Raw genomic sequence first — 21,589 nt, 5'->3', positions numbered from 1 at the left:
CCACCTCTCTTGTATCTACTGTGATTATACAATAGATACAGTTGTTTGTCAATATTTTCTAAAAACATTTATTTATGAAGATTTTATTTTTTTGTGACTAGATATATGCTATAATATAGACATTAATTATCATTTTTATGGAGGAATTTTATGATTTCTATTATAGTTCCTATTTATAACGAAGAAACAACTATTCGAGACTTTATTTTCAATTTATACTGTTTATACGACATTAAGAAACATGAAGTTATTTTTGTAGATGGTGGCAGCAAAGATAAAACTTTAGATATACTAGAAGAACTTTCTTATTTTGGGTATTCGTACCATGTTTCTGTTAGGAAAGGACGTGCAAATCAGATGAATTTTGGAGCGGAAATTTCTCGCGGTGATATACTTTGGTTTATTCATGCCGATAGCGTTCTTCAAAAAGATGTTATACAAAAAGTTATTGATTGCCCTACTGAGGTTGGCTGTCTAAAAATTAAATTCTATCCAAATAGTTTTCCTATGCGTGTTAATTCTATTGTTTCTAATATGCGCGCAAGTATTACTAACCTAGCTTTTGGGGATCAAGCATTGTTTCTTTCTAGACAAGCTTTTGAAAAAGTTGGAGGATATAAAGATATGCCAATTATGGAAGATTATCGAATTTCAGAAGATTTAAGCGCTAATGGATATAAAATTACAGTTATCGATTCTTCTGTGACAACCTCTACACGTCGCTATAAAGGCCACGTAAAAACAACTATGTGGCAAATGCAAAAATATCAAAAAATGTATCGTCGTGGTGTACCTGTAGAAGAAATCGCCAAGATGTATCGTGATATAAGATAAGTTTTAATAAAAGATTTCCTCCGATTTAATTGAGAAGAAATCTTTTTTATTTTATGTATAATTTGTCATTTCTTTGATTATTTTTCTATTCTGATTTATAATGGAATTATATATTTTTTAAAGGAGAGAATAAATATGGCTGATTATTTTAAAAAGAAACATTTAATAGAGTTTGGAGAAGGTAAATTCGGTGAAGATGCTGCAGAGCACTGGAAAAACTTTATGAATTATTACAGTAACGTTATGGCAGAAGGTGAGTTAACATCACGTGAGAAAGCTCTTATTGCCCTTGCTGTTGCACATTCTGAAGCTTGTCCTTACTGCATAGACGCCTACACTAGTACTTGTTTAAGTGAAGGTTGTGATCAAGATCAAATCGCTGAGGCTATTCACGTTGCAGCAGCTATGAAAGCAGGAATTACTTTAGTACACGGTCTTCAAAGTAAAGAGCTTTCTGACAAACTTACTAACTAGGAACTATTATGTCAGAGTTAAACATTCCTAAATTCTTCGATATGGTAGAAGACAAACAATACTTACTTACCGAAGAATATCCTGATACAATGCAAATAAATGTCGGGAGTTTATGTAATATAACTTGTAGTCACTGTCACGTAGATGGTGGTCCTCACAGGAAAAATAATATGGTTCGTGAGACTTTCGAACAAATTGTTGAAGCATTCAAAGTTGGTAACTATAAAATTATGGATATAACAGGCGGAGCTCCTGAAATGAACCCTAACTTTAGATGGTTTTTAAAAGAAATTTCAAAATACGCAAAAACAGTTATGGTTAGAACAAACTTAGTTATTTTAGCTGTACCCGCATATAGTGATATTCCTGAATTATATCGTGATTTAAAAGTCCAAGTTATCGCATCTCTCCCCTATTATAATGAAAAAGTTGTTACTAGACAACGTGGTAAAGGAGTTTTCCCTAAATCTATAGAGGTATTACAACGTCTAAATGAACTTGGTTATGGTAAAGAAGAAGATTTAGTTATTAATTTAGTCTACAATCCAAATGGAGCATATTTACCACCAAAACAAGAAGCTCTAGAAAAAACTTATAAGAAAAAACTTTTCGATAACTTTGGAATTGTATTTAATAACTTATTTGCAATCACAAATAATCCTATCGGTCGTTTTTCTGAATTTTTACATCGTGAAGACTTGTACGAAGACTATATGAATAAACTTTTCCGTGCATATAATCCAGATACATTACCTGGTCTTATGTGTCGTAATATGATTTCTATTGGTCCAGATGGCTCTCTTTATGATTGTGATTTTAATTTAATTGAAAAACTAAACGTTTCTGGAGAAATACAGCATGTTAACCAACTCGCTAAAGAACATATTGGTGTTCGTAGAATTAGAACAGGTATGCATTGCTACGGTTGTACAGCTGGAGCTGGTTCTTCTTGAGGTGGCGAAACTTGTTAACATAGGTTATGTTAATTATTAAAAATAAAACGAGAAATATTCATTTTCCACTAGTATTAAAATGAATATTTCTTGTTTTTTCTACATTCTCTAATTATTTAATATGAAGTTAAGAGTGCTCTTAATTTTGATATTTTTCTTCTTTTTTATCTTCTTTGGGGCGTTCTATCTCATCATATTTTGGAGTTATCTCCTTACCTTCAATAATGCTTTTAATCCATTCTAATTGATTTGGAGATAGAATTAATCCACCTGAGCGATTTTGTCCCCCATTTTGGTGAATACCTATCACTTCTCCTTTATCATTAAGTATTCCTCCTCCACTCATACCTGGTGCCCCACCTTGATACTGTACACCATATGTATTTTTTGCATATTGTTGTTCTAACTCTACTGACACATCTTTAAGATGAGTATATTTTCCTTTAGGATAACCATAAACATTTAATTTATCCCCAACATTAACTTTATTATAATTTGAAGTCAAACTAACATACTGATTATTATTAACATTTGGTAGTTTTATCACAGCTAAATCATTAATATATCCTTTAGGATACTCTTTTTTATTATAAAAATGAATATCTTTTGCACTAAACGTTCCTTTTTTTCCATCTGGTGTTATCCACTCATAAATATTTTCTTTTTCAGATCCTATTAGCTCCCCTGTCATATTATCTTTAGAACTAGTAATAAAGTTATGCGCTACTGATAAGAGTACATTAGGCGATATAAAAGTTGCTGAACCTACACCTGAATTTTCTATATTGTTTGATATAAATCTCATATTAAGCATTGCACTAGCATTCTTTTCCATAATATTTTCTTTTGGTAATTTATCTGTTTCAGGTTTTAATGGTTCAATCTTTTCAGTATATTCTGGTTTTTCTAACTTCTCTGGTTCTACTATTGCTCCTGATTGTTCTCCTGTATATTCTGGCTTTTCTATCTTCTCAGGTTCTACTATTGCTCCTGATTGTTCTCCTTTGTATTCTGGTTTTTCTAACTTCTCTGGTTCTACTATTGCCCCTGATTGTTCTCCTGTATATTCTGGTTTCTCTAATTTCTCTGGTTCTACTATTGCCCCTGATTGTTCTCCTGTATATTCTGGTTTCTCTAATTTCTCTGGTTCTACTATTGCTCCTGATTGTTCTCCTTTGTATTCTAGTTTTTCTACCTTCTCAGGTGCTACTATCGCTCCTGATTGTTCTCCTTTGTATTCTGGTTTTTCTACCTTTTCAGGTGCTACTATCGCTCCTGATTGTTCTCCTTTGTATTCTGGTTTAATTATATTCCTATTTCTTGAACCCTCACTAGAATCACTATTCCTTATATTCTCCAATGCCTTATCAGTTTTATTTATTTTAAAATTAGTATATTCATTTTTTATAAATCCTACATAATTATACCCAGGAATTTCTAGTGGATTTGGTAATTTTCCACTTTTCAACACACTAAAATCTGTATTATACACTGATAACTTTAGACTATCCATTGCGATAACAGGACTTTGCAAAATACTTATACCTAAACTTGTAACCAACATTACTGATAATACTTTATACTTTTTATTTTTTCCACGAGTAACAGCTACTACTAACATACCTACTACTCCAGCAAGTAAAATACCATTTACTCCAGTATGTATTCCTGTATTAGGGAGAGTACTTAACTTCATTTGTTGAGAAGGTTTATAAACTAAATAATAAGTTTCTTCATTCGATTCTGCAACTTTAGGAAGCTCTTTTACTATTAATTCTTTTTCTTTTTGTGTTAATTCATCGTCACTAACATATCTATAATGTATATTTAATTTATCTTCTGCTTTAGCATAATTATCACTAATTTGTGTATTATCTAATATAAATATTCCAAGAGTAGCTGAAATGATTCCTATAGTAAATTTTCTAATAGCAAACCTACTATATTTTTCTCCAAAAAAGTTTTTCATTTATATTCTCCTTTTTCCATAATTTATGATTACTTATGATTTCTCATAATTTAACATATTAATTTTAATTCTTTCATTTTAAAAAATCAAGAAATCAGTATTATGTAAAAAGCATAAATATTAAAAAAAAGAATTTAGTTTTTTATAATACAAAACTAAATTCTCCATATAATATTTAATTTAACTTCTTGAGATAGACTCATAAAGTTTTTATTATTTTCTTTCTTCTATTACTTTTACTAAATCTTTAATAGCAACAATATTTTCTGCATCTTCATCAGAAAATTCAAATCCGTATTTTTCTTCAATATCCATTACTACATCGGCAATATCAATTGAATCAGCATCTAAATCCTCATTAAGTTTTGATTCTAATGTGATTTTTTCTGGTTCAACTTTTACATATCTTGTAATTATTTCTTTTACTTCTTCTAAAATTGCCATTTTTTATTCTCCTTTTTCCATTGTTTCTATCATTATATCATAAAGTTTTGTTTTGTGTATTTGTTTTGCTTGTTGAACAGCATAATATAGTGCATTTTCATCAGCAGCACCATGAACTTTTATTGTAGGTTTCTTTATTCCAAGTAAAAATGCTCCACCATATTCACTGTAATCAAATTTTTTCCTAAATGCATTAATACCTTTTTTTACTAATAATGCCCCTATTTTAGTTTTTAAGTTCTGTAAGAAAATTCCTTTTATCATTTTTCCTAATGACTTCGCAACTCCTTCTATAGTTTTTAATAAAACATTTCCTGCAAAGCCTTCAGCCACTACTATATCAAATTGATGCTCTAATATTTCTCGACCTTCTATATTCCCCTTAAAGTTTGCTACTTCGGCCTTCATAAGCTTATGTGCATCCTTATAAACTTTGTTACCTTTACTTTCTTCAACACCTACATTCAACAATGCTACGCTCGGTGTTTCTATATTATAAATGTACTTCATATACAATTGACCAAGTTTTGCATAATTAAGTAGATCGTCCGGTTTTGCCTCAACATTCGCCCCAAGATCTGTTAATAAAAACTTATGATCTGACCTTGTTGGTAGTAGAGAAGCTAAGCCTGGTTTTGAAATACCCTCGATACGACCAATCATAAATACTGAACTTGCCATAAATGCGCCTGTACTACCCCCAGTAATAGCTACATCTATTATTTGATTTTTTAAATCATCTAGCATTCTAATCATAGAAGAATCTTTTTTCTTTCTATGAACTCGCGCCGAATCATCTGACATATATACTTCTTCTGTACAAACATTTTTTACAATATTTTCGGTTTTTGTTATTTTTATTAATGTTTCTTCCAATCCATAAACATATAATTCTACTTCGCTGTCTTTATAGTTATTTACAAAGTTAATAATTCTTTCTGGGTTATCTATCCCTAAAATATCTATTCCTATTTTCATAATATTATGCACTCTCTTCTCCTACTAATTTAGCTTCAACAACAAATCTACTTTCCCATTCTCCTGTTTTAGGATTATAATTATCGCAAGTGAATAATGTAAGTTTTTTAGGTTGATCTTTATGTTGCTCTAGTATTTCTACCTGGGTTGCAGCCACATCATATAATTTACTTACCTCATATGTACGTAGCTTATCTTTTGAAATAACCTGAACTTTGTCACCCATTTTTATTTTGCTAAGATTATTAAATCTTATACCTACTCCTTGAACACTATGCCCAGCTATCACAACATTTTGAGCATCTAATGTTGAAGGTTCTTGCGCTGTCGCAACACCATTAATCAAGTTAATCTCTGTGACATCTTGAAATATAGGTTCTTGAATATTTACAGAATCAATTTTTAAAATTCCTAACATAGAATCTGTTAATTTTATTTTCGAGGCATTATCAGTAAATAATTTTTGCCACCAAGGTATATCTACCTCTCCTTTACCATTTTTGTACGCAGTTATTATTTTATTGTTAGCATTTCCTGTTAAGTACTCTCTAATTTGATTTTTAAAAATAAGTACTACCGAGGTAAGTAATAATACTGCAATAAGAATATTTATTAATCTATTTTTCCACTTTTTGCTCATCTATTCCTCCTATATTGTTGTTTCTTCTAAACCTACATACTGAAGTAACCTATTCTTATTATCTGTTACTTCTATAATTTTTAGAGCTAATCTTTTAGCTAAATACATAAGATCTACATCATTAATTAAATCTGCAACTTTAAAACTTGGAACACCGCTTTGTTTCGTACCAAAAAAATCTCCAGGACCTCGTTGCTTAAGATCAAACTCTGCAATCTTAAATCCATCATTTTCCAAACACATAATATCTATTCTCTCACTTTTTGAATCAGTTATCAAGATGCAATATGATTGAAACTTACTTCTTCCTACGCGTCCTCTAAGTTGATGCAATGTCGCAAGTCCAAATCTATGTGCATCAACCACAATCATAAATGTTGCGTTAGGAACATTTACTCCTACTTCTATTACCGTTGTTGATATTAAAATATGTATCTCTTTATTTAAGAATCTTTCAACTATCTCATCTTTTTCTTTATTACTCATTTTACCATGTAGAATAGCTATTTTATATGAATCTGGCAAGTATTCTTTTATCTTCTCATAAATATCTTCTACATTTTGAAGATCCATCTTTTCTGATTCTTCTATTAATGGGCACACTACATAACCTTGTCGACCGCTGTCAAGCTCCATCATGATATTATCTAAAACTTTATAAAAACTCTTGTTATTCGCTTTATATGTTTGAACTTTTTTACGACCTGCTGGAAGTTCATCTATTGTTGAGACTTTTATATCAGTAATTAATGTTATCGCAAGACTGCGAGGAATTGGCGTTGCAGTCATCATTAATGAGTTTACCGCCTCTCCTTTATTACTTAAAATTTTCCGTTGTCTAACACCAAAACGATGTTGCTCGTCAGTAATTACATATTTCAAATTTTTAAATATGACATCATCTTGAATTAAAGAATGTGTCCCAATTAATAATTCTACTTCACCTACTTCAAGTAAACTTAAAATTTTGTTGCGTTCTTTTTTAGGTGTGTTACTTGTTAGCAGTGCTATTGATATATTTAGTTCTTTGAAAAATTCAAAAAAAGTTTCAAAATGTTGATTAGCAAGAATTTCTGTTGGCGCCATAATAGCTGCTTGATATCCAGATTTTATAACTCCATACAAAGTTGCGGCTGCTACAGCTGTTTTTCCACTTCCTACATCACCTTGCAACAATCTATCCATTTTATAAGGTGTATTTAAATCAGCTGCAATCTCGTCTATTACTCTCTTTTGAGCATTCGTCAGACTGAACGGAAGTTGTTGTGTAAATTCTTGAATATCATTGTTATTTATACAAATTCTGTATCTTTCATCTTCTAACCTACTATTTATATTTTGCAACTGTAATTTCAATTGATAATTAAATAGCTCATGAAAAGCATACATTTTACGTGCTTTATCAAACTGCTCAACATCTTTTGGGAAATGGAGTGTATATAAGATTTTTTCCAGTTTCCAAATTCCTTTGAAGTTTTCAGGGACTAAATCTAAAATAACATTTTCTTCATCAATCATATTAAATGATTCTTCTACAAGCTTTATAAATCTTTTTTGAGTTATTCCTTGTTTTAAATGATAAAACACTTCTATTTTATCATTATTTTCCGCTTTTTCTTCTTTTCCGAAAGAAATGCTAGAAGCAGTTATCGTATTATTAGCTTTGTTATAGATTCCCTTTACTACGATATCTCGGCCTTCTAAAAGATTCTTTTTAAGATAATGTTGATTAAAAAACACTATTTTTATACTTCCTGTTGGGGTAGATAATGAAAAGAATGAACGACTTCGTTTATTTCCATAAAACTGTGTACTAACACGTGTTTCTACTTTCCCTGTTGCAACTACTTTTTCATTATCTTTAACAGACATAGAAAAATCAGTAGAACTAGACACTCTGTAAGGAATATTATACAATACATCACGAATAGTATATATCTCTAATTCGTTCAATGTTTGTAGATATTTTTTTCCTACGCCTTTTATAGTTTCTACTGATTTTTCCAATATATTAATCATTACCGAATAATAAACTCCTATATTTTTCTCCAGTTTTTGTAATTGCCAAGCCTCCTCTGGCAGTTTCCTTTAGTGTTGTCGACATTTCTAAACCAATCTTATACATGGCTTCTAATACTTCATCTGCAGGTATACGACTCTTAATACCTGCAAGTGCCATGTCTGCTGCCATCATTGCTATAGATGCTCCTGCAGCATTACGTTTTACACAGGGAACTTCAACTAATCCTGCTACAGGATCACAAACAAGACCTAGCATATTTTTTAAAGCAATTGCGAAAGCATGCGCACTCGTTTCTGCATCACCACCCATAGCCTCTACTATCGCGGCTGCAGCCATTGCACTAGCTGAACCTATTTCAGCTTGACATCCACCTTCTGCTCCCGAACAAGATGCATTATTGGCTACAACAAAACCAAAAGCCCCTGCTGTAAATAGCATTCTTAATTGTGTTTCTTCATCTATATTAAACTTTTGCTTTAAAGCATGAACACAACCAGGTAACACACCTGCTGAACCTGCTGTAGGTGTTGCACAAATCAAGCCTAGTGAAGCATTAACCTCATTAGTAGCTATTGCAGCTGCAACCCCCGTCAAAAAATCACCACCAGTAATTGATTGGCCACTTTCTATATAATTTTGTAATTTTTTAGCATCTCCTCCAGTAAGTCCTGTCTTTGAACTTACCCCTGCTAGCCCCTCTTCTACGGCTTGCATCATTACTGATAAGTTGCGTTTCATTAATTTTTCCACAGCAGAACGACTAACTCCATTCAACTCCACTTCTTGTTCAATCATAAGCTCCGAAACAGGTTTCTTTTCATATTTTGATTTTTCCACTATATCTTCTAAACTTGTAAACATAACGGTTCCCCTATAATCTATCTGCGAATTTTACTTCATTAACATATTCTAAACTAGCTATTCTCTCTATTTGTTTAGTACTAATTTCTTCCAAAACTTCCACTACTAGTAAATTTACTCCTTCTAATATTGAATCAGAAAAATTATCACTTACTTTATTATCTCCAAATATATTATTTATTTCTGAAAGTAAATGTATTTTATTTTTTTCACTAAACTTGTAAAAAACAAAGTAACTAGGAAAGTCTCCAGAGAGATTTACGTCAAATCCTAATAATTCGAAAATAACCATTTTTCCTCCACCGATTGATTTTCCTATTAAATCCAGACTATGTCTACCTGCCTCTACTTCAAGTTTGGCGGTATTTGGATGAATATGCTCAACTTCACTTTCTATAAATTCGAAATCTATTCCTGCTTCTTTAGCGTCTTCTAAACTAGTTCTAATGCGCTTATCTGAGGTATTGTATCCTAACAATCCCCCTATTAACGCTATATCTGTTCCATGTCCTTTATATGTCTCTTTAAATGAGCCATATAATGTTATTTTTATTTTTTCAGGCTGATGTCCAAATATATATCTGGTAAATAATCCTATTCTTACAGCTCCAGCTGTATGTGAACTCGACGGACCTACCATTATTGGTCCTATAATATCAAACACACTTCTATATTTCATATTTACACCTCCAATATTGTAGGTAATATTACAGGTTTTCTCCCAATCTCTTGTTCTAAAAATTCTCCTAATTTTTCTACTATTTGATGGCGTATTTGATACACTCCAACTTCTTCATCGGAAAGTATATTTAAAACTGTATCTTTTACAACGCCTTTACATGCTCCAAACAATTCCATAGATTCATTTATATTAACAAATCCTCTGCTAATTATATCCGGATTATTAAGTAATTTTTTATTTTTAAAATCTAGTGCAACTGATACGACAATTACACCTTCTTCTGATAGTTCTTTTCTATCTTTTATAACAACGCTTCCTATATCTCCAATTCCAAGACCATCTACGTACACATCAGATGCCTCAAATTTTCCTGCAATACGAGCGCTGTCACTTGTTAAGGCTAGCACCTCACCATTTTCCATAATAAATGAATTTTCTAATGGAATATCGCATTCAGCAGCTGTTTGAGCATGAATAACTTGCATACGATATTCACCATGAATAGGCATAAAATACTTAGGTTTAATTAATCTAAACATTAATTTTTGTTCTTCTTTTGATCCATGCCCAGAAGTATGGACATTATTGACGCTAGATGTAATTACATTAGCACCTAGTTTTGACAATAAATCTATATTCTTATTAATTGATAATGTATTACCTGGAATAGCTGAACTTGCAAAAATTACCGTATCTGTCGGCATAATAGTTATCTTTTTATGCGTACCGTTAGCAATTCTACTAAGCGCAGCAAGCTCTTCACCTTGAGTCCCTGTACACAAAATAAGAAGTTTGTTTGGGTCTACTTGGTTTAAATATTTGCTATTAACAAATGTATCTTTTGGTGCTTTGATGTAACCTAACTCTGTACCTATTTTGATAGCTTTCTCCATTGAGCGACCAAAAACAACGATTTTTCTTCCGTGCTCTATACATGCTTCAACTACTTGTTTTACACGATAAACGTTAGAAGCAAATGTAGCAAATATTACACGATGTTTTTCTTTACGAAGTATATTAGAAATTGTTTTCCCTACTTCTTTCTCACTTTGGGTAAACTCTCCTCGTTCTGAGTTAGTTGAGTCTGAAAGTAAACATAATACACCTTCATCACCGATTGCTGCCATTTTGTGAAGATTTGTTCCTTGCCCTACTGGCGTAAAGTCAAATTTAAAATCTCCTGTATGTACGATATTTCCTTGTGGTGTATTAACTATAACTCCGAAAGAATCTGGAATAGAGTGCGTTGTATTATGAAATGACACTTTTAAATATTTAAACTCTAAAATAGTATCTTCATCAATAACATTTAATTCTGCTCTTGCCAATAAATTATGTTCTTCTAATTTTGATCTTATTAATCCAATAGCAAGAGGTCCTCCATAAATAGGTAGACTCACTTTTCTTAGTAAAAATGGTAAGCCGCCTATATGATCTTCGTGACCATGAGTTATTACTAAAGCTTTTATTTTATCTATGTTTTTTTCAATATATGAGTAATCAGGAATTACATAATCGATTCCTAAAATATTATCTCCAGGAAACTTCACTCCCGCATCGATAATAATTATTTCATCACGATATTGAATAGCGTAAGTGTTTTTCCCTATTTCGCCTAGTCCACCAATAGCAGCTACACCTACTTCATTTTTTTTAATGATTTTATCCATTAACTTTCTCCACTTTAAAATCTTCCGCTTGTTTTTCAAATTCTAAATAAGCATCGCTTAATTCTTGAACAAGCTCTATGTTGTAATTTCTGTCATCCAAGTATTTTCTAACTGCAGGAACTCCATCAGCTTCTACAAATAATACTTGCGTATTCTCCCTTACTGGAATTTCTTTTGAATTTTCTTGGTAAAATACTTTAAATACTGGCATTAATTCTCTCCTATCATTTCTTTTAATATACTTAATGTATAATCTATTTCTTTTTTAGTTGTGTTTATGTTTATAAATGAAAATTGAATTATATTTCTTTCTGCTAAGTATGAGCTCTTATAATGAATAAATACATTATTTATCGCAAGTGAAGCCCCTATATTAAGCGAAGAAATACTTTCAGGAAGTTCTACCGTTATTATAACAGGTGATACTTCATTTTTCTTAATTTTCATAATCGGAAGGCCTAAAGCTTCTAACCCTTCTTTCATATAAGCATACTTACTTTGAACTTTTTCATATCTTTCATCAGTTTCAAATGCATCTAAAGCTGTGTTTAAAGCTTCCATTAAAATTGATGGTTGTGTAAATGGTATAGAAACCATCTTATTCGCATAATGCAAGTCTAAGTATAATGGTGTATTCTCCAACGGTACCAATTCACAATTAGATCCAACCACTGCAAGACCTGCAACAGAACAAAATGCTTTTCCTGATGAACATGCAACATAATCTACATTTCTATAACTGTACTTGATCGCTCCAACCGCTGATACAGCATCAACAGCTAAAACCTTATTATGTTTTTCTTTTACAATTTCTGTTATTTTATCTAAATCATTTAAAATTCCAACACTAGTTTCATTATGAACTAAATAGACAAAGTCATAATTGTCCTCAGATAACTTTCTATCTAATAATTCTAAATCAAAACTCTCTCCAAAACCTACGCTATAATCGTCTATATTTAGACCATGGCGCTTGCTTTCACGTATTAGTCTATTTCCAAATTCACCATTTGCAAGAACTAATCCATTACTAAGCCCACGTCCCTTTAACTGAGCCATAATAGCTTCATTAGCTAAAGTAGCTGAACCATGAAGTATAGTTGCACACTTAACATCAAGGATTCTTTCTAATTTGGCCAAAGTATCTTTTGTCAATGTAACAAACTCATTACTTCTATGTGAATACAGTTTTTTTGATAATTTACCAACCACATCATCCGATAAATCTACTGGACCAGGTAAAAAATTGATACGCTGAGCTGCTGCAAGTCTATTAATAATTTTATTTTCAGCAGTCAAATCTAAATACATCGGCATATATTCTGCATCTTTAGTACCTACATTTTCGTGGAACTGAACAAAACCTATATGTTTGTATAATTTTTCTTGTCTCACTGTTCCCGAAATAAAGACGACATCATAAGAGTTTTGAATAATATAATTAAATGTTCTTTGAATTAATTCTGTAAAGACCTTTGTTTTTCTATATTGATGTTTTATTGACAATAATCGAATCTCTACGGGTTTTCTATATTCCTCTTTGTAATATGTATCTATATTATTCAACTTATCATCTAAAGAAAATGGACGTGTATCAGATAGCGAAATCATTCCAATTACTTCATTCTCTTTTTTTGCTATTATATATATGTTTTTATCATGAAATTTATCTTTTAATTTTTTAGCTTCATTTTTTTGGTGCTGAGGAATTTCATCAACAAATGTTTCATAATTTAACTTGAAAATTTGTTCATATTCTTCTTGTGTATTTGCTATTTTATATATCATAATTTTTCCTCATTACTTTATTGGTTAAATTTTCCCTACACTATATCTTACCATATTTATGACTATTTTTCAATTAAGCGTGCTAGAAAACTTGATAATTATTGTCCAAACTGAATCCCACTTCATAGCTATTTGTTTTTATGATGAAAAATAAAAAAACCCAACAAAAAGTTGAGTTTTTTTCTCATTAAAATTAAAGTATACGTTGATTTTTTAGAGCTGTAATAACGTCTGTTAATTCATAGATAGCTTTTGCTTCGATGATTTTTTTCAATTTAGCAGCTTTAAATCCTTTAGATTTTTTACCACCCATAACATCTGCAATACCATCTTTATGTCCTAGAGAACATACAACACCACGGTTGATATATTTGAAGTCTCCAACTGGTTTTCCACTAATACGAGCACCTACGTAAGCTCCCATTTGGTTAGCAATTTGTGCTGTAGTTGGATATGGTCTTTCTTGACCTGTTTCGATAAACGCTGCACAGTCACCTACTATATAAATGTCTTCCATTCCAGGAACAGTTAATTGTTGAGTTGTTACTAAACGACCACGTTTCGATAATTCTGGGAAAGTTTCATCCATAAGTTTATTACCACGAACTCCAGCAGTCCATACTAATGTACTAGCTTTTAGTTCTTTTCTTTCTCCTTCAACTTCAATAATAAAGCTGTCTGCAGTTGCACCTTTAATTCCAGCACCTAAAATAATTTCAATTCCGTTATCTTCTAAGTATTTTCTAGCATAATCACTATATTCTTTAGTAAACATTGGAAGTAATGTTGGAGCCGCATCTAATCCATAGATTTTAACTAATTTTTCATCAATTCCATATTTAGAACATAATTCTTTTTTACGGTGTACCAATTCACCTAAAAACTCCATACCAGCAAGACCTGTTCCACCTACGATAACAGAAATATCTTTAACATCTTTTTCTTCACTAGTAGCATATTTTCTGAAGTTATCTTCTAGTGTAGCTGCAATTTTTTCTGCTGCTAATACGTCTGCTATTGGCATAGCATTTTCTGCCATTCCCTCAATACCAAATGTTTCAGGTTGGAATCCTAATCCAATTACTAATACATCATAATCAATTTCATGTTTTTTAGTTAATACTAATTTTTTCTCAGTATCAATTTTAATAACTTCATCTTGTACAAAACTAACTCCTGGTGTAACTACATCTTTAATATCGATACAAATGTCTCTTGATGGAATGTTTCCAGCAGAAACTTCGTGTAAGTTAACAGTATCATAGTGATATGAATTTTTATTAACTAATGTTACTTTTACCTCTCCAGCTTTAGCAGCTTTTTTTAATCCTTTTAATGTTGTTAGTCCTGCATAACCAGCACCTAAAATTACTACATTTTTCATAGTATACTTTCTCCTTTTAATTATTTGTTATTAGCAGCAGCAGCCACTTCCGCAGCAACCGCCTTCTTCATCATCATATATTTCTATCATGTTAGGATTGTGAAGTGTGAATTCACTTCCAAATTCATCCTGTACATAGTCAATTTCAAGACCTTTAAGAAGCAGCTCGTCTTCTTCATTTACAAGAACTTTTAATTCTCCAAAGTTATAGACTTTATCTCCTTCTTCCACTTCATCTTTTATATCAATAGCATAGTGCATTTGAGTACCTTCTAAAGCAATAGCTATTTTCAGATAACTATCACGTTTATCAGCATCAAACAACAACTCTTGAAATTTCTCTACAGCTATATCTGTTATTAAGATTAGTTGCTCTCCTGTATTTGTCATAGAATTTTCCCTCTTTATTTTTATTTTCTATATATTATTATAAACGTTTTTATAAGAAAATAATAGTAACTTGCTTACTTTTTATTAATTTATTTAATATGTTGATTTTTTAAAACTTTACAAGTATAATTAGATGGAGAGAGGTGTTTATATTTTGGATAAAAAATATTATGATACAGTGGATAAAATTAAGTTAGAATTAGAAAAAATTCGTCCTAAATTAATAGCTGATGGTGGAAATATTGAATTTATTAATTATAAAGATGGTATTTTAAAAATAAGATTTTTAGGGGAGTGTGCGCATTGTGAACTTTCGCATATCACTTTGAAATTTGCTATTGAAAAAAACATAAAAGAAAAAATACCAGAAGTGAATAAAGTTATCGAAGTCAAGATGAGTGTTGTTTAATTTCTCATCTTTTTTATTTTGATGTTTATTTTTCATATAAAAAAAGCAGGATAAACTACCCTGCTTTTTCAGACGTCCCAGAAGGGATTCGAACCCCTGACCGACGGCTTAGAAGGCCGTTGCTCTATCCTGCTGAGCTACTGAGACATTATTTAATTAGTACTTAATGAAAGTACCTTAATAGTATATCAACATTTCTATATTATGTCAATACTTTTCTAAAGAAATTGGAGAAGTTTCTAAACCTCTCCAATTTATAAAAAATTATCTTCTTAATCCTAGAGGATATTTTTTATATAATATAGAAGAAACTAATATTTTCTAAAGTCTATTTTATAAGGTTTTTACTTAGTGTAATTTTTTGTAAAACCTTACAATTTATTAAATATCGTTACAAGTTCGTTACCAAAACTAAATTAATTATCTAGCACATATCAAAAAAATTAATAGGGATTTTTTAAAAAAAAACATTAGTCTTTTCTTTCCTTACGCTCCTGGATTAACTGCTCAAACTCCTCGATATCCTCACGATCCATATTCTTGATGAAATTTCTAGCTGTAGAGCGCTTGTTGATATAATTCTTACGCTCCTTATTCTTATCATCCCATTTCTTGTTTGCTTTTCTTTTTGCTTCTGATAGTTTATTCATGTCTAACTCCTACTATTTCTTCTGGTTTAACTTCTGCGACGATGTATTCTTCATATTGTCCGCGGTTAGAATCGTTAGGTGCAATTTCATTTCTGTAAGCCTCTACTTCAACTTCAAGGACCACATCTCCATATTGTGTGAAGCTTGTAACATCTGTTGTTGGATTGAACAAGTAGACTACTTCTGTTGAGTTATTAGCTCGTCTATTACCTTCCCAGTTATCATTCCCAGTTTTTGAAATTGGAAGAATACCTTCTTTTAAGATTTTTTCTAAGTCTTCTGAACTGACATTTTTGTATAATTTCATTTTTTTAGATTCTCTAAATTCAAAAGGAACGATTGTAGAAGAGTAATCTTTATCTCCGATTTTTACTCCACCATTGAAAATTTTAGTCACTCCGTAATAATCAAGTTTTAATTCATGTAAAAATTCGAATACGTCGATTCTATCGCTCCACTCATTTTCAGAGTTAATATATTCTTCGTCATTTCCTCTCACAATTACTGTTACCATTTTAACCTCTGGCTTACTTAAATATCTGCTGCAATGAGAAATACTTACCATTTCAAGGACTGTATGGTCATTTTTTCTTATGATATCAAATGTATTAGTGTAATATCTTGATGCTTTTACAAATTTAAAAATTGATTGTGCTCTAAGCAAACGCTCTTTTGTTACTTCTTTCATTAGAGATCTACCGTTTTTTTCTATGAATTTTCCCATTTCCTTGTACCTCTTTTCTTATTTCGTACTTTAATTATAATATACACGCTCAAGCGTGTCAATAGTTTTTTGAAAAAAGTTTTAAAAAGATCATAAAAAATACCCCTCAACTTTCGTCAAGGGGGAAATGAGCTGACACCAGCTCAGCCTAATGGCGTTTTAGATAAATCTTTATTTGAACTCGAATGAGTTAGATTCAAAATAAACATTCTCTCAAATAATAAAATACCGTATTTATCTATGATTTTATAATACTATTAATTTTCAATTTTGTCAATAAAATATCCCCCTAACCGAAGTTAAAGGGGGAATGGTATTTAGGTATTATTTATTTTACAATCATTCTTTGTATTTGTCAACAAAAAAATAACCCCCTAATTAAAGGGGGTGTAATATTATTCTAGCACTTTTACTGCTCCATCTTTACCAATTTCAATTTTCTTATCAGCTAACATTTCTCCGTTTTCGTTGAACATATACCATGTATCGCCAATTTTTCGGTATTCTTCTGAAACCATATCTCCATTACCGTGATTTAAGTAATACCATCTACCTTGATATTCTATCCAACCTGTCGCCATTTCTCCGTTTTCGTGGAAATAATACCACTTATTATTGATATATCGCCATGCTTTACTCGCCATATATCCGCCTTTATTCAACCAATACCAACGGTCTTTTTCTTCATCATGATACCATTGATTTTCTAGAACATAACCTTCTTCATTGAATTTAAACCATGAACCATTGATTAATTTCCAACAATCTTTATAATAGTCTCCATTTCCTAAATCGTACCACCAACCAGTTTCGTTTTTAACCCAACCATTTTCAGAATAAGCTGGACGAATAAATCCAACTAAACAGCTATCATCACGCGTACGAATGCGAGCGTATCCACCTACTCCGACTGCTGCTCCATCCACATTTTGCTCAACAGAAGTAACATATCGACCATTAACAGAAATAACGATACCGATGTGTCCGTATATATCCCAGCTACCCCATTTCCAAATAGCGAGGTCTCCCGGTTGAATTTCTCCACTAGAATGATGTGTCCATCTTTCAGGAATAGCATTGTTTAAATAATCAATAGCGTTGCCATGTGGTATCATTCCACCAAATACTTGACAATATTTCATTGCTAAATCAACACATTGCGCACCGTAAGCACCATCTACATCAATCCATTTATTCTCTTGAGCCTTCGCCCAATTAATCATTTCTAATTGTGTAGCCATAATTAATTACCTCCCGGATAACGTTGTTCGTTATCGTTTTTAGGTTTCTCTTCTTCTTTCAAGAAACCTTTGTATGCTTGATGTACTCCAGTAGCACTAAGTCCACTAACTACACCAATTATTAAATTTTGACCGCTAAATCCGTTCAATACGACCATTAAAATAGCACCTATCAATCCTAACGCTAACGGAATGTAATTGTTAGGTAACTTAGGTACGCTTGATTTTAGGGTATTTCCGATTAACCAGCATATCCCAACTACCGCTGGACTTATAAATTGTTGTAACTCTGTCATATTATTTACCTCCCTTATTTTTACTTAGTAAATCTATAATATCTTTCAATGTTTCTATGTCCACTCCCATTTTACCTAAGTTTTCAGCGATACTTTTTAACTCCATTACTAAATATCCGATATATAGGGTATACACTAACGCTACTCCCGCTCCCGCTGGTATTAATACTGATAACGGAATGAAAAATACCATAATTGAAATACTAGCCAATTTCCTCAAAATACCATTAATTCCAGCTTTCGAGTTGAAGGTAATATTGGAGTTGACTTTTGCTGCTATCGTTCCTGTTAGAAAATCAATAATCATTGCGGATACTATCATTGTTAATATAAATAGTATCTTCCCATCTTCCGTTTCTATAAACTGTCTTAACCACTCAAACAAATTCATTGTCCTCACTTCCTTTATAAATTTAAAAGAGCAAGATTATTCTTGCCCTTTTTTCTCTTCCGCTTCTTTTAAAATTCTATCTACTTCTTGTTGAACAACTTCTCTAAGATTACCAATATTAGGTACATCTTCAATCGTACGTCCACCGCCGATTATTCTTTCTACATGAAGTCTAACTAAAAAATCAGTAGGTTTAAATCTTAATCTACTTGGTCTCATTACTCTCAATACCCCCTTCGCTGTGTGATACCCCATTGCTAGCGTGTTCAGTATTTCCATTTTCTTCTCCTCCTTCTTCTTCCTCAAACATTTCTTCTACAGCTTTCATAACTGCTTGAAATACTCCTGCCATTGCATCATTTAATTGTGCTTTTGTGATATAACGTCCTGCTTCATCTTCTAAATCTTCTTTCTTGTCCGTTTCCTCCCTCGTTAAAATTATTTCTTTGTACTTAGTAGGCTCTCCTGTAGGTTTCCATACTTCTACTGATGTATGCTCTTCTAACACTTCAAATAGTCGATTATCGTATTTGAATTTATCTCCTACAGAATAATCAACCCCTACTTCGTAAGAGTCAAAAGTATCAATAATAATATCTCTATTATCATTGATAGTTTTAGCATCCAGTACATCTAACAGCAAGATCATAAGCAATTTATCATTACCTTTATTGACCTTATTAACTAGTTTATGTAGTGCTTTTTCCCTTGCTTTATGATCTACATTACCACTTCCTAAAACAATCATTTGACGAGTTAAATTAGCATACTCTGTGATTAATGCCGGTGTAGAGTCGCCTTCGTACATTTGAATTGCTAATTGACGTTTTATTTCCTCTAATATTTCATTATCTGATACTGTAGCGTATTTACCCGGTAAATCAGCTCCGCCAGTTAAAAATACACTACCTTTTCTCAATGAAAAGTTAACAGATACACTTTTGTATCCTCCGGCTTCCGGTATTGCCGCTCTGTCAATAAGTTCTAATGCCATTATTTATCCTCCTTAGACTTTATCTCCTCTACCAACTCTTTTAGTTCCTTGTTAGAGTCAATCAATTCTTTTAACCCTTTTAGTTCTTCCACCTCTTCATTAAGTTGTTGATAAGCTACCTTGTAATGAGCAAGCTCTACTGTTTTCTCGCTTAATTCTTGAGCTATTAAATGTATTGGTAGTACCTCGTTATGCTGCATGTATTTTTTCCTCCATCTGTTTAATTCTTTTTTCTAACTTGATTAATTTTTTATCTTTTTCTATATCACGATAATAAAGTTCTTGAGTTGCTTTTAGATTAAAAGTTAGCAAATTGAAATGATCTAGTGTCATATACTCGCCGACCAACTTCACAAAAGTCTTATCTATCTTTTCTACATCTTGAGCTATTAAACCTATTTCTGTATGAGGTTTAATTCCAAAATTTTCTCTTTCTTTCCAATCAAAACTCTTGAATGAAAATAATTTTAATTTAGCAAGAGCATTAGCTTCTGAATTAATAATATCAGTTTTCAACCTAATATCAGAAGTAGTATCAAAATATTGTTTAACAATTTCCCATAAACTATAATTTTTACCGTTGTAATGGTAAAACATATCATTATTTTCTCTATCAAAAAGTAAGGCTACATTTCTATCCCAAACCCCAACAGACGTACTGCCATCATGATGATTAGCAAATTTTAGGTTGTTGACTCCTTTTGTATTAATAAAACCTTTAACTGTCAATAAGTATGCGTTTGTATCTACAGGAGTATTACCTCCTACAGTAAAATCACTGTCTTGGTAAATAAACATTCCGTAAGGAACATCTTTTCCTCTATCACGTCCACCTACTATCTGAATGCCTATGCCATCTTTACTTGAATAGTTGTGAGGCGAATTAATTTGAAGCCCTCCACTTTCTGTAGGCTGCATATATCCATATTCGCCTAATGTAATTCTGCTTCGCCCAGTAATTTCAGCTCCGATTATAGTTTTACCTCTAAGGCTTTCTGTATCTATTTGAGTAGAATTTATCTTGACTGTTTGTAGTTGGTTAATAAATGCTTTTTTAGCAAATAATTCTGTGATAAAAGCACTATTAGCCAAGAATTTAATAATCATCGCATTATCAACATATAGATTGTTTGATTTAACTGCATTAGCTGCAAGTATTTCTGTAGTTATACTTCCCGCTTTGTGGTGTCCTGTCTCCAAAGTATTAGCTTTGATTTTTCTACCTTCAAGCGTTCCATCTAAAACCATATCTCCGGTAACTCTAATAAGAGGACTTATCAAGTCTATACTGTCAGGTTGAACTTTCATAATACTAGCAATAGTTCGTCCATCAATCGTTTTTCCGCTTCCTAATGTTATCCCATTAGATGTAACAGAAACATCTGATTTTTTTAAAACTTTATTATCAAGTTCACTAATTGCTAAATTAACTTTACCAGCTAACGTTGTTAATTGAGTTTTAATGTTTTCATTATAAAAATCTAGGATAGCACCAGTATTATTAAGTTTAATTTTCCCCCAAAGCTCGCTGTTTTGGTCTCGCATCTGAACATCTAAATCTCTTAATTGTTTAAATATCCCACTTAAAGAATTGACTTTCTTGTCCGGTGCAACGAAATAAGTAACTTCTGTTCCTTGTTCTAACTGAATGTGATTTAATCTAGTATCTCCAACACATCCCATGTGATGTATTTTAATTTTTTCTGTAGGAAGTTTAGGGATAAATGTAAATTGATATTTACCATTTTTAAAAAGTGCTTCATTTTTTTTATTTTGAATTTCTATATCCATACA

25 protein-coding genes and 1 tRNA gene are annotated in these 21,589 nt (G+C 31.6%); 4 read left to right on the top strand and 22 right to left on the bottom strand.

Going from position 1 to position 21,589, the window contains the following annotated elements:
- The first annotated feature begins 150 nt into the window (after positions 1 to 150).
- From DQN46_RS03375 to arsS, 3 genes are all read left to right on the top strand, one after another.
- A complete protein-coding gene (locus DQN46_RS03375) occupies positions 151 to 834 on the top strand; it encodes a TIGR04283 family arsenosugar biosynthesis glycosyltransferase (RefSeq protein WP_004632255.1) in 684 nt (227 codons plus the stop codon).
- Positions 835 to 969: 135 nt separating this feature from the next.
- A complete protein-coding gene (locus tag DQN46_RS03370; protein ID WP_004632256.1) occupies positions 970 to 1,308 on the top strand; it encodes an arsenosugar biosynthesis-associated peroxidase-like protein in 339 nt (112 codons plus the stop codon).
- A gap of 8 nt (positions 1,309 to 1,316) precedes the next feature.
- Entirely contained in the window at positions 1,317 to 2,261 is a 945-nt protein-coding gene (gene arsS, locus DQN46_RS03365) for an arsenosugar biosynthesis radical SAM (seleno)protein ArsS (protein WP_111743024.1), read from the top strand.
- 139 nt (positions 2,262 to 2,400) lie between these two features.
- Here arsS and DQN46_RS03360 read toward each other — a convergent pair whose 3' ends face one another.
- The 12 genes from DQN46_RS03360 to DQN46_RS03305 form a co-directional block, all read right to left on the bottom strand.
- Positions 2,401 to 4,230, bottom strand: a complete 1,830-nt coding sequence (locus tag DQN46_RS03360; RefSeq protein WP_111743023.1) for a trypsin-like peptidase domain-containing protein — start codon at positions 4,228 to 4,230, stop codon at positions 2,401 to 2,403.
- A 213-nt stretch (positions 4,231 to 4,443) separates the two neighbouring features.
- The gene (locus tag DQN46_RS03355) at positions 4,444 to 4,674 is read right to left on the bottom strand and encodes an acyl carrier protein (protein ID WP_004632261.1); all 231 of its coding nucleotides are present in this window, start codon (positions 4,672 to 4,674) and stop codon (positions 4,444 to 4,446) included.
- 3 nt (positions 4,675 to 4,677) lie between these two features.
- Positions 4,678 to 5,664, bottom strand: coding sequence for a phosphate acyltransferase PlsX (plsX, locus tag DQN46_RS03350; RefSeq protein ID WP_004632262.1), 987 nt, complete (start codon positions 5,662 to 5,664; stop codon positions 4,678 to 4,680).
- On the bottom strand, positions 5,657 to 6,292 hold the full coding sequence (locus DQN46_RS03345; RefSeq protein WP_111743022.1) for a class A sortase: 636 nt from the start codon (positions 6,290 to 6,292) through the stop codon (positions 5,657 to 5,659). The genes plsX and DQN46_RS03345 overlap by 8 nt, the downstream gene beginning before the upstream one ends.
- 9 nt (positions 6,293 to 6,301) lie before the next feature.
- Positions 6,302 to 8,311: an ATP-dependent DNA helicase RecG gene (gene recG, locus DQN46_RS03340; RefSeq protein ID WP_111743021.1), complete on the bottom strand. Its 2,010-nt coding sequence runs from the start codon at positions 8,309 to 8,311 to the stop codon at positions 6,302 to 6,304.
- On the bottom strand, positions 8,304 to 9,176 hold the full coding sequence (gene sdaAA / locus DQN46_RS03335) for an L-serine ammonia-lyase, iron-sulfur-dependent, subunit alpha (RefSeq protein WP_004632268.1): 873 nt from the start codon (positions 9,174 to 9,176) through the stop codon (positions 8,304 to 8,306). Before sdaAA ends, recG begins: the two co-directional genes overlap by 8 nt.
- A gap of 10 nt (positions 9,177 to 9,186) precedes the next feature.
- Positions 9,187 to 9,855 (bottom strand): L-serine ammonia-lyase, iron-sulfur-dependent subunit beta, encoded by a 669-nt coding sequence (gene sdaAB / locus DQN46_RS03330; protein ID WP_111743020.1) that lies wholly within the window; start codon positions 9,853 to 9,855, stop codon positions 9,187 to 9,189.
- A gap of 2 nt (positions 9,856 to 9,857) precedes the next feature.
- Positions 9,858 to 11,528 (bottom strand): ribonuclease J1, encoded by a 1,671-nt coding sequence (gene rnjA / locus DQN46_RS03325; RefSeq protein ID WP_004632272.1) that lies wholly within the window; start codon positions 11,526 to 11,528, stop codon positions 9,858 to 9,860.
- Positions 11,521 to 11,739 (bottom strand): DNA-dependent RNA polymerase subunit epsilon, encoded by a 219-nt coding sequence (locus DQN46_RS03320; RefSeq protein WP_004632275.1) that lies wholly within the window; start codon positions 11,737 to 11,739, stop codon positions 11,521 to 11,523. Before DQN46_RS03320 ends, rnjA begins: the two co-directional genes overlap by 8 nt.
- Complete coding sequence (locus DQN46_RS03315) at positions 11,739 to 13,316, bottom strand: aminotransferase class V-fold PLP-dependent enzyme (protein ID WP_111743019.1); 1,578 nt, start codon at positions 13,314 to 13,316, stop codon at positions 11,739 to 11,741. The genes DQN46_RS03320 and DQN46_RS03315 overlap by 1 nt, the downstream gene beginning before the upstream one ends.
- Before the next feature lie 193 nt (positions 13,317 to 13,509).
- Positions 13,510 to 14,700 (bottom strand): NAD(P)/FAD-dependent oxidoreductase, encoded by a 1,191-nt coding sequence (locus tag DQN46_RS03310; protein ID WP_004632279.1) that lies wholly within the window; start codon positions 14,698 to 14,700, stop codon positions 13,510 to 13,512.
- A 30-nt stretch (positions 14,701 to 14,730) separates the two neighbouring features.
- Entirely contained in the window at positions 14,731 to 15,090 is a 360-nt protein-coding gene (locus DQN46_RS03305; protein WP_004632282.1) for a HesB/IscA family protein, read from the bottom strand.
- A 154-nt stretch (positions 15,091 to 15,244) separates the two neighbouring features.
- On the opposite strand from DQN46_RS03305, the gene DQN46_RS03300 reads away from it, so the two are divergent.
- Entirely contained in the window at positions 15,245 to 15,499 is a 255-nt protein-coding gene (locus DQN46_RS03300) for a NifU family protein (RefSeq protein WP_111743018.1), read from the top strand.
- A gap of 73 nt (positions 15,500 to 15,572) precedes the next feature.
- Here the strand turns inward: DQN46_RS03300 and DQN46_RS03295 are convergent.
- The 10 genes from DQN46_RS03295 to DQN46_RS03250 all read right to left on the bottom strand — a co-directional run bounded on the left by DQN46_RS03295 (position 15,573) and on the right by DQN46_RS03250 (position 21,586).
- Positions 15,573 to 15,646: transfer RNA gene (locus tag DQN46_RS03295), tRNA-Arg, on the bottom strand.
- A gap of 323 nt (positions 15,647 to 15,969) precedes the next feature.
- The gene (locus DQN46_RS03290) at positions 15,970 to 16,149 is read right to left on the bottom strand and encodes a hypothetical protein (protein WP_111743017.1); all 180 of its coding nucleotides are present in this window, start codon (positions 16,147 to 16,149) and stop codon (positions 15,970 to 15,972) included.
- A complete protein-coding gene (locus DQN46_RS03285) occupies positions 16,142 to 16,873 on the bottom strand; it encodes a hypothetical protein (protein ID WP_111743016.1) in 732 nt (243 codons plus the stop codon). The genes DQN46_RS03290 and DQN46_RS03285 overlap by 8 nt, the downstream gene beginning before the upstream one ends.
- Before the next feature lie 395 nt (positions 16,874 to 17,268).
- Entirely contained in the window at positions 17,269 to 18,114 is an 846-nt protein-coding gene (locus DQN46_RS03280) for a CHAP domain-containing protein (protein WP_111743015.1), read from the bottom strand.
- A 2-nt stretch (positions 18,115 to 18,116) separates the two neighbouring features.
- Positions 18,117 to 18,410, bottom strand: a complete 294-nt coding sequence (locus DQN46_RS03275; RefSeq protein WP_111743014.1) for a phage holin family protein — start codon at positions 18,408 to 18,410, stop codon at positions 18,117 to 18,119.
- A 1-nt stretch (position 18,411) separates the two neighbouring features.
- On the bottom strand, positions 18,412 to 18,801 hold the full coding sequence (locus DQN46_RS03270; protein ID WP_197712530.1) for a phage holin family protein: 390 nt from the start codon (positions 18,799 to 18,801) through the stop codon (positions 18,412 to 18,414).
- A gap of 36 nt (positions 18,802 to 18,837) precedes the next feature.
- Positions 18,838 to 19,020: a hypothetical protein gene (locus DQN46_RS03265; protein WP_111743013.1), complete on the bottom strand. Its 183-nt coding sequence runs from the start codon at positions 19,018 to 19,020 to the stop codon at positions 18,838 to 18,840.
- Positions 19,007 to 19,795 (bottom strand): hypothetical protein, encoded by a 789-nt coding sequence (locus DQN46_RS03260; RefSeq protein ID WP_111743012.1) that lies wholly within the window; start codon positions 19,793 to 19,795, stop codon positions 19,007 to 19,009. The genes DQN46_RS03265 and DQN46_RS03260 overlap by 14 nt, the downstream gene beginning before the upstream one ends.
- Positions 19,795 to 19,995 (bottom strand): hypothetical protein, encoded by a 201-nt coding sequence (locus DQN46_RS03255; protein ID WP_111743011.1) that lies wholly within the window; start codon positions 19,993 to 19,995, stop codon positions 19,795 to 19,797. Before DQN46_RS03255 ends, DQN46_RS03260 begins: the two co-directional genes overlap by 1 nt.
- A complete protein-coding gene (locus DQN46_RS03250; RefSeq protein WP_111743010.1) occupies positions 19,985 to 21,586 on the bottom strand; it encodes a gp58-like family protein in 1,602 nt (533 codons plus the stop codon). Before DQN46_RS03250 ends, DQN46_RS03255 begins: the two co-directional genes overlap by 11 nt.
- Positions 21,587 to 21,589: the final 3 nt, after the last annotated feature.

The sequence above is a fragment of the Gemella morbillorum genome (genome assembly GCF_900476045.1).
GTDB lineage: Bacteria > Bacillota > Bacilli > Staphylococcales > Gemellaceae > Gemella > Gemella morbillorum.
This window is presented reverse-complemented; position numbering and strand designations above follow the sequence as displayed.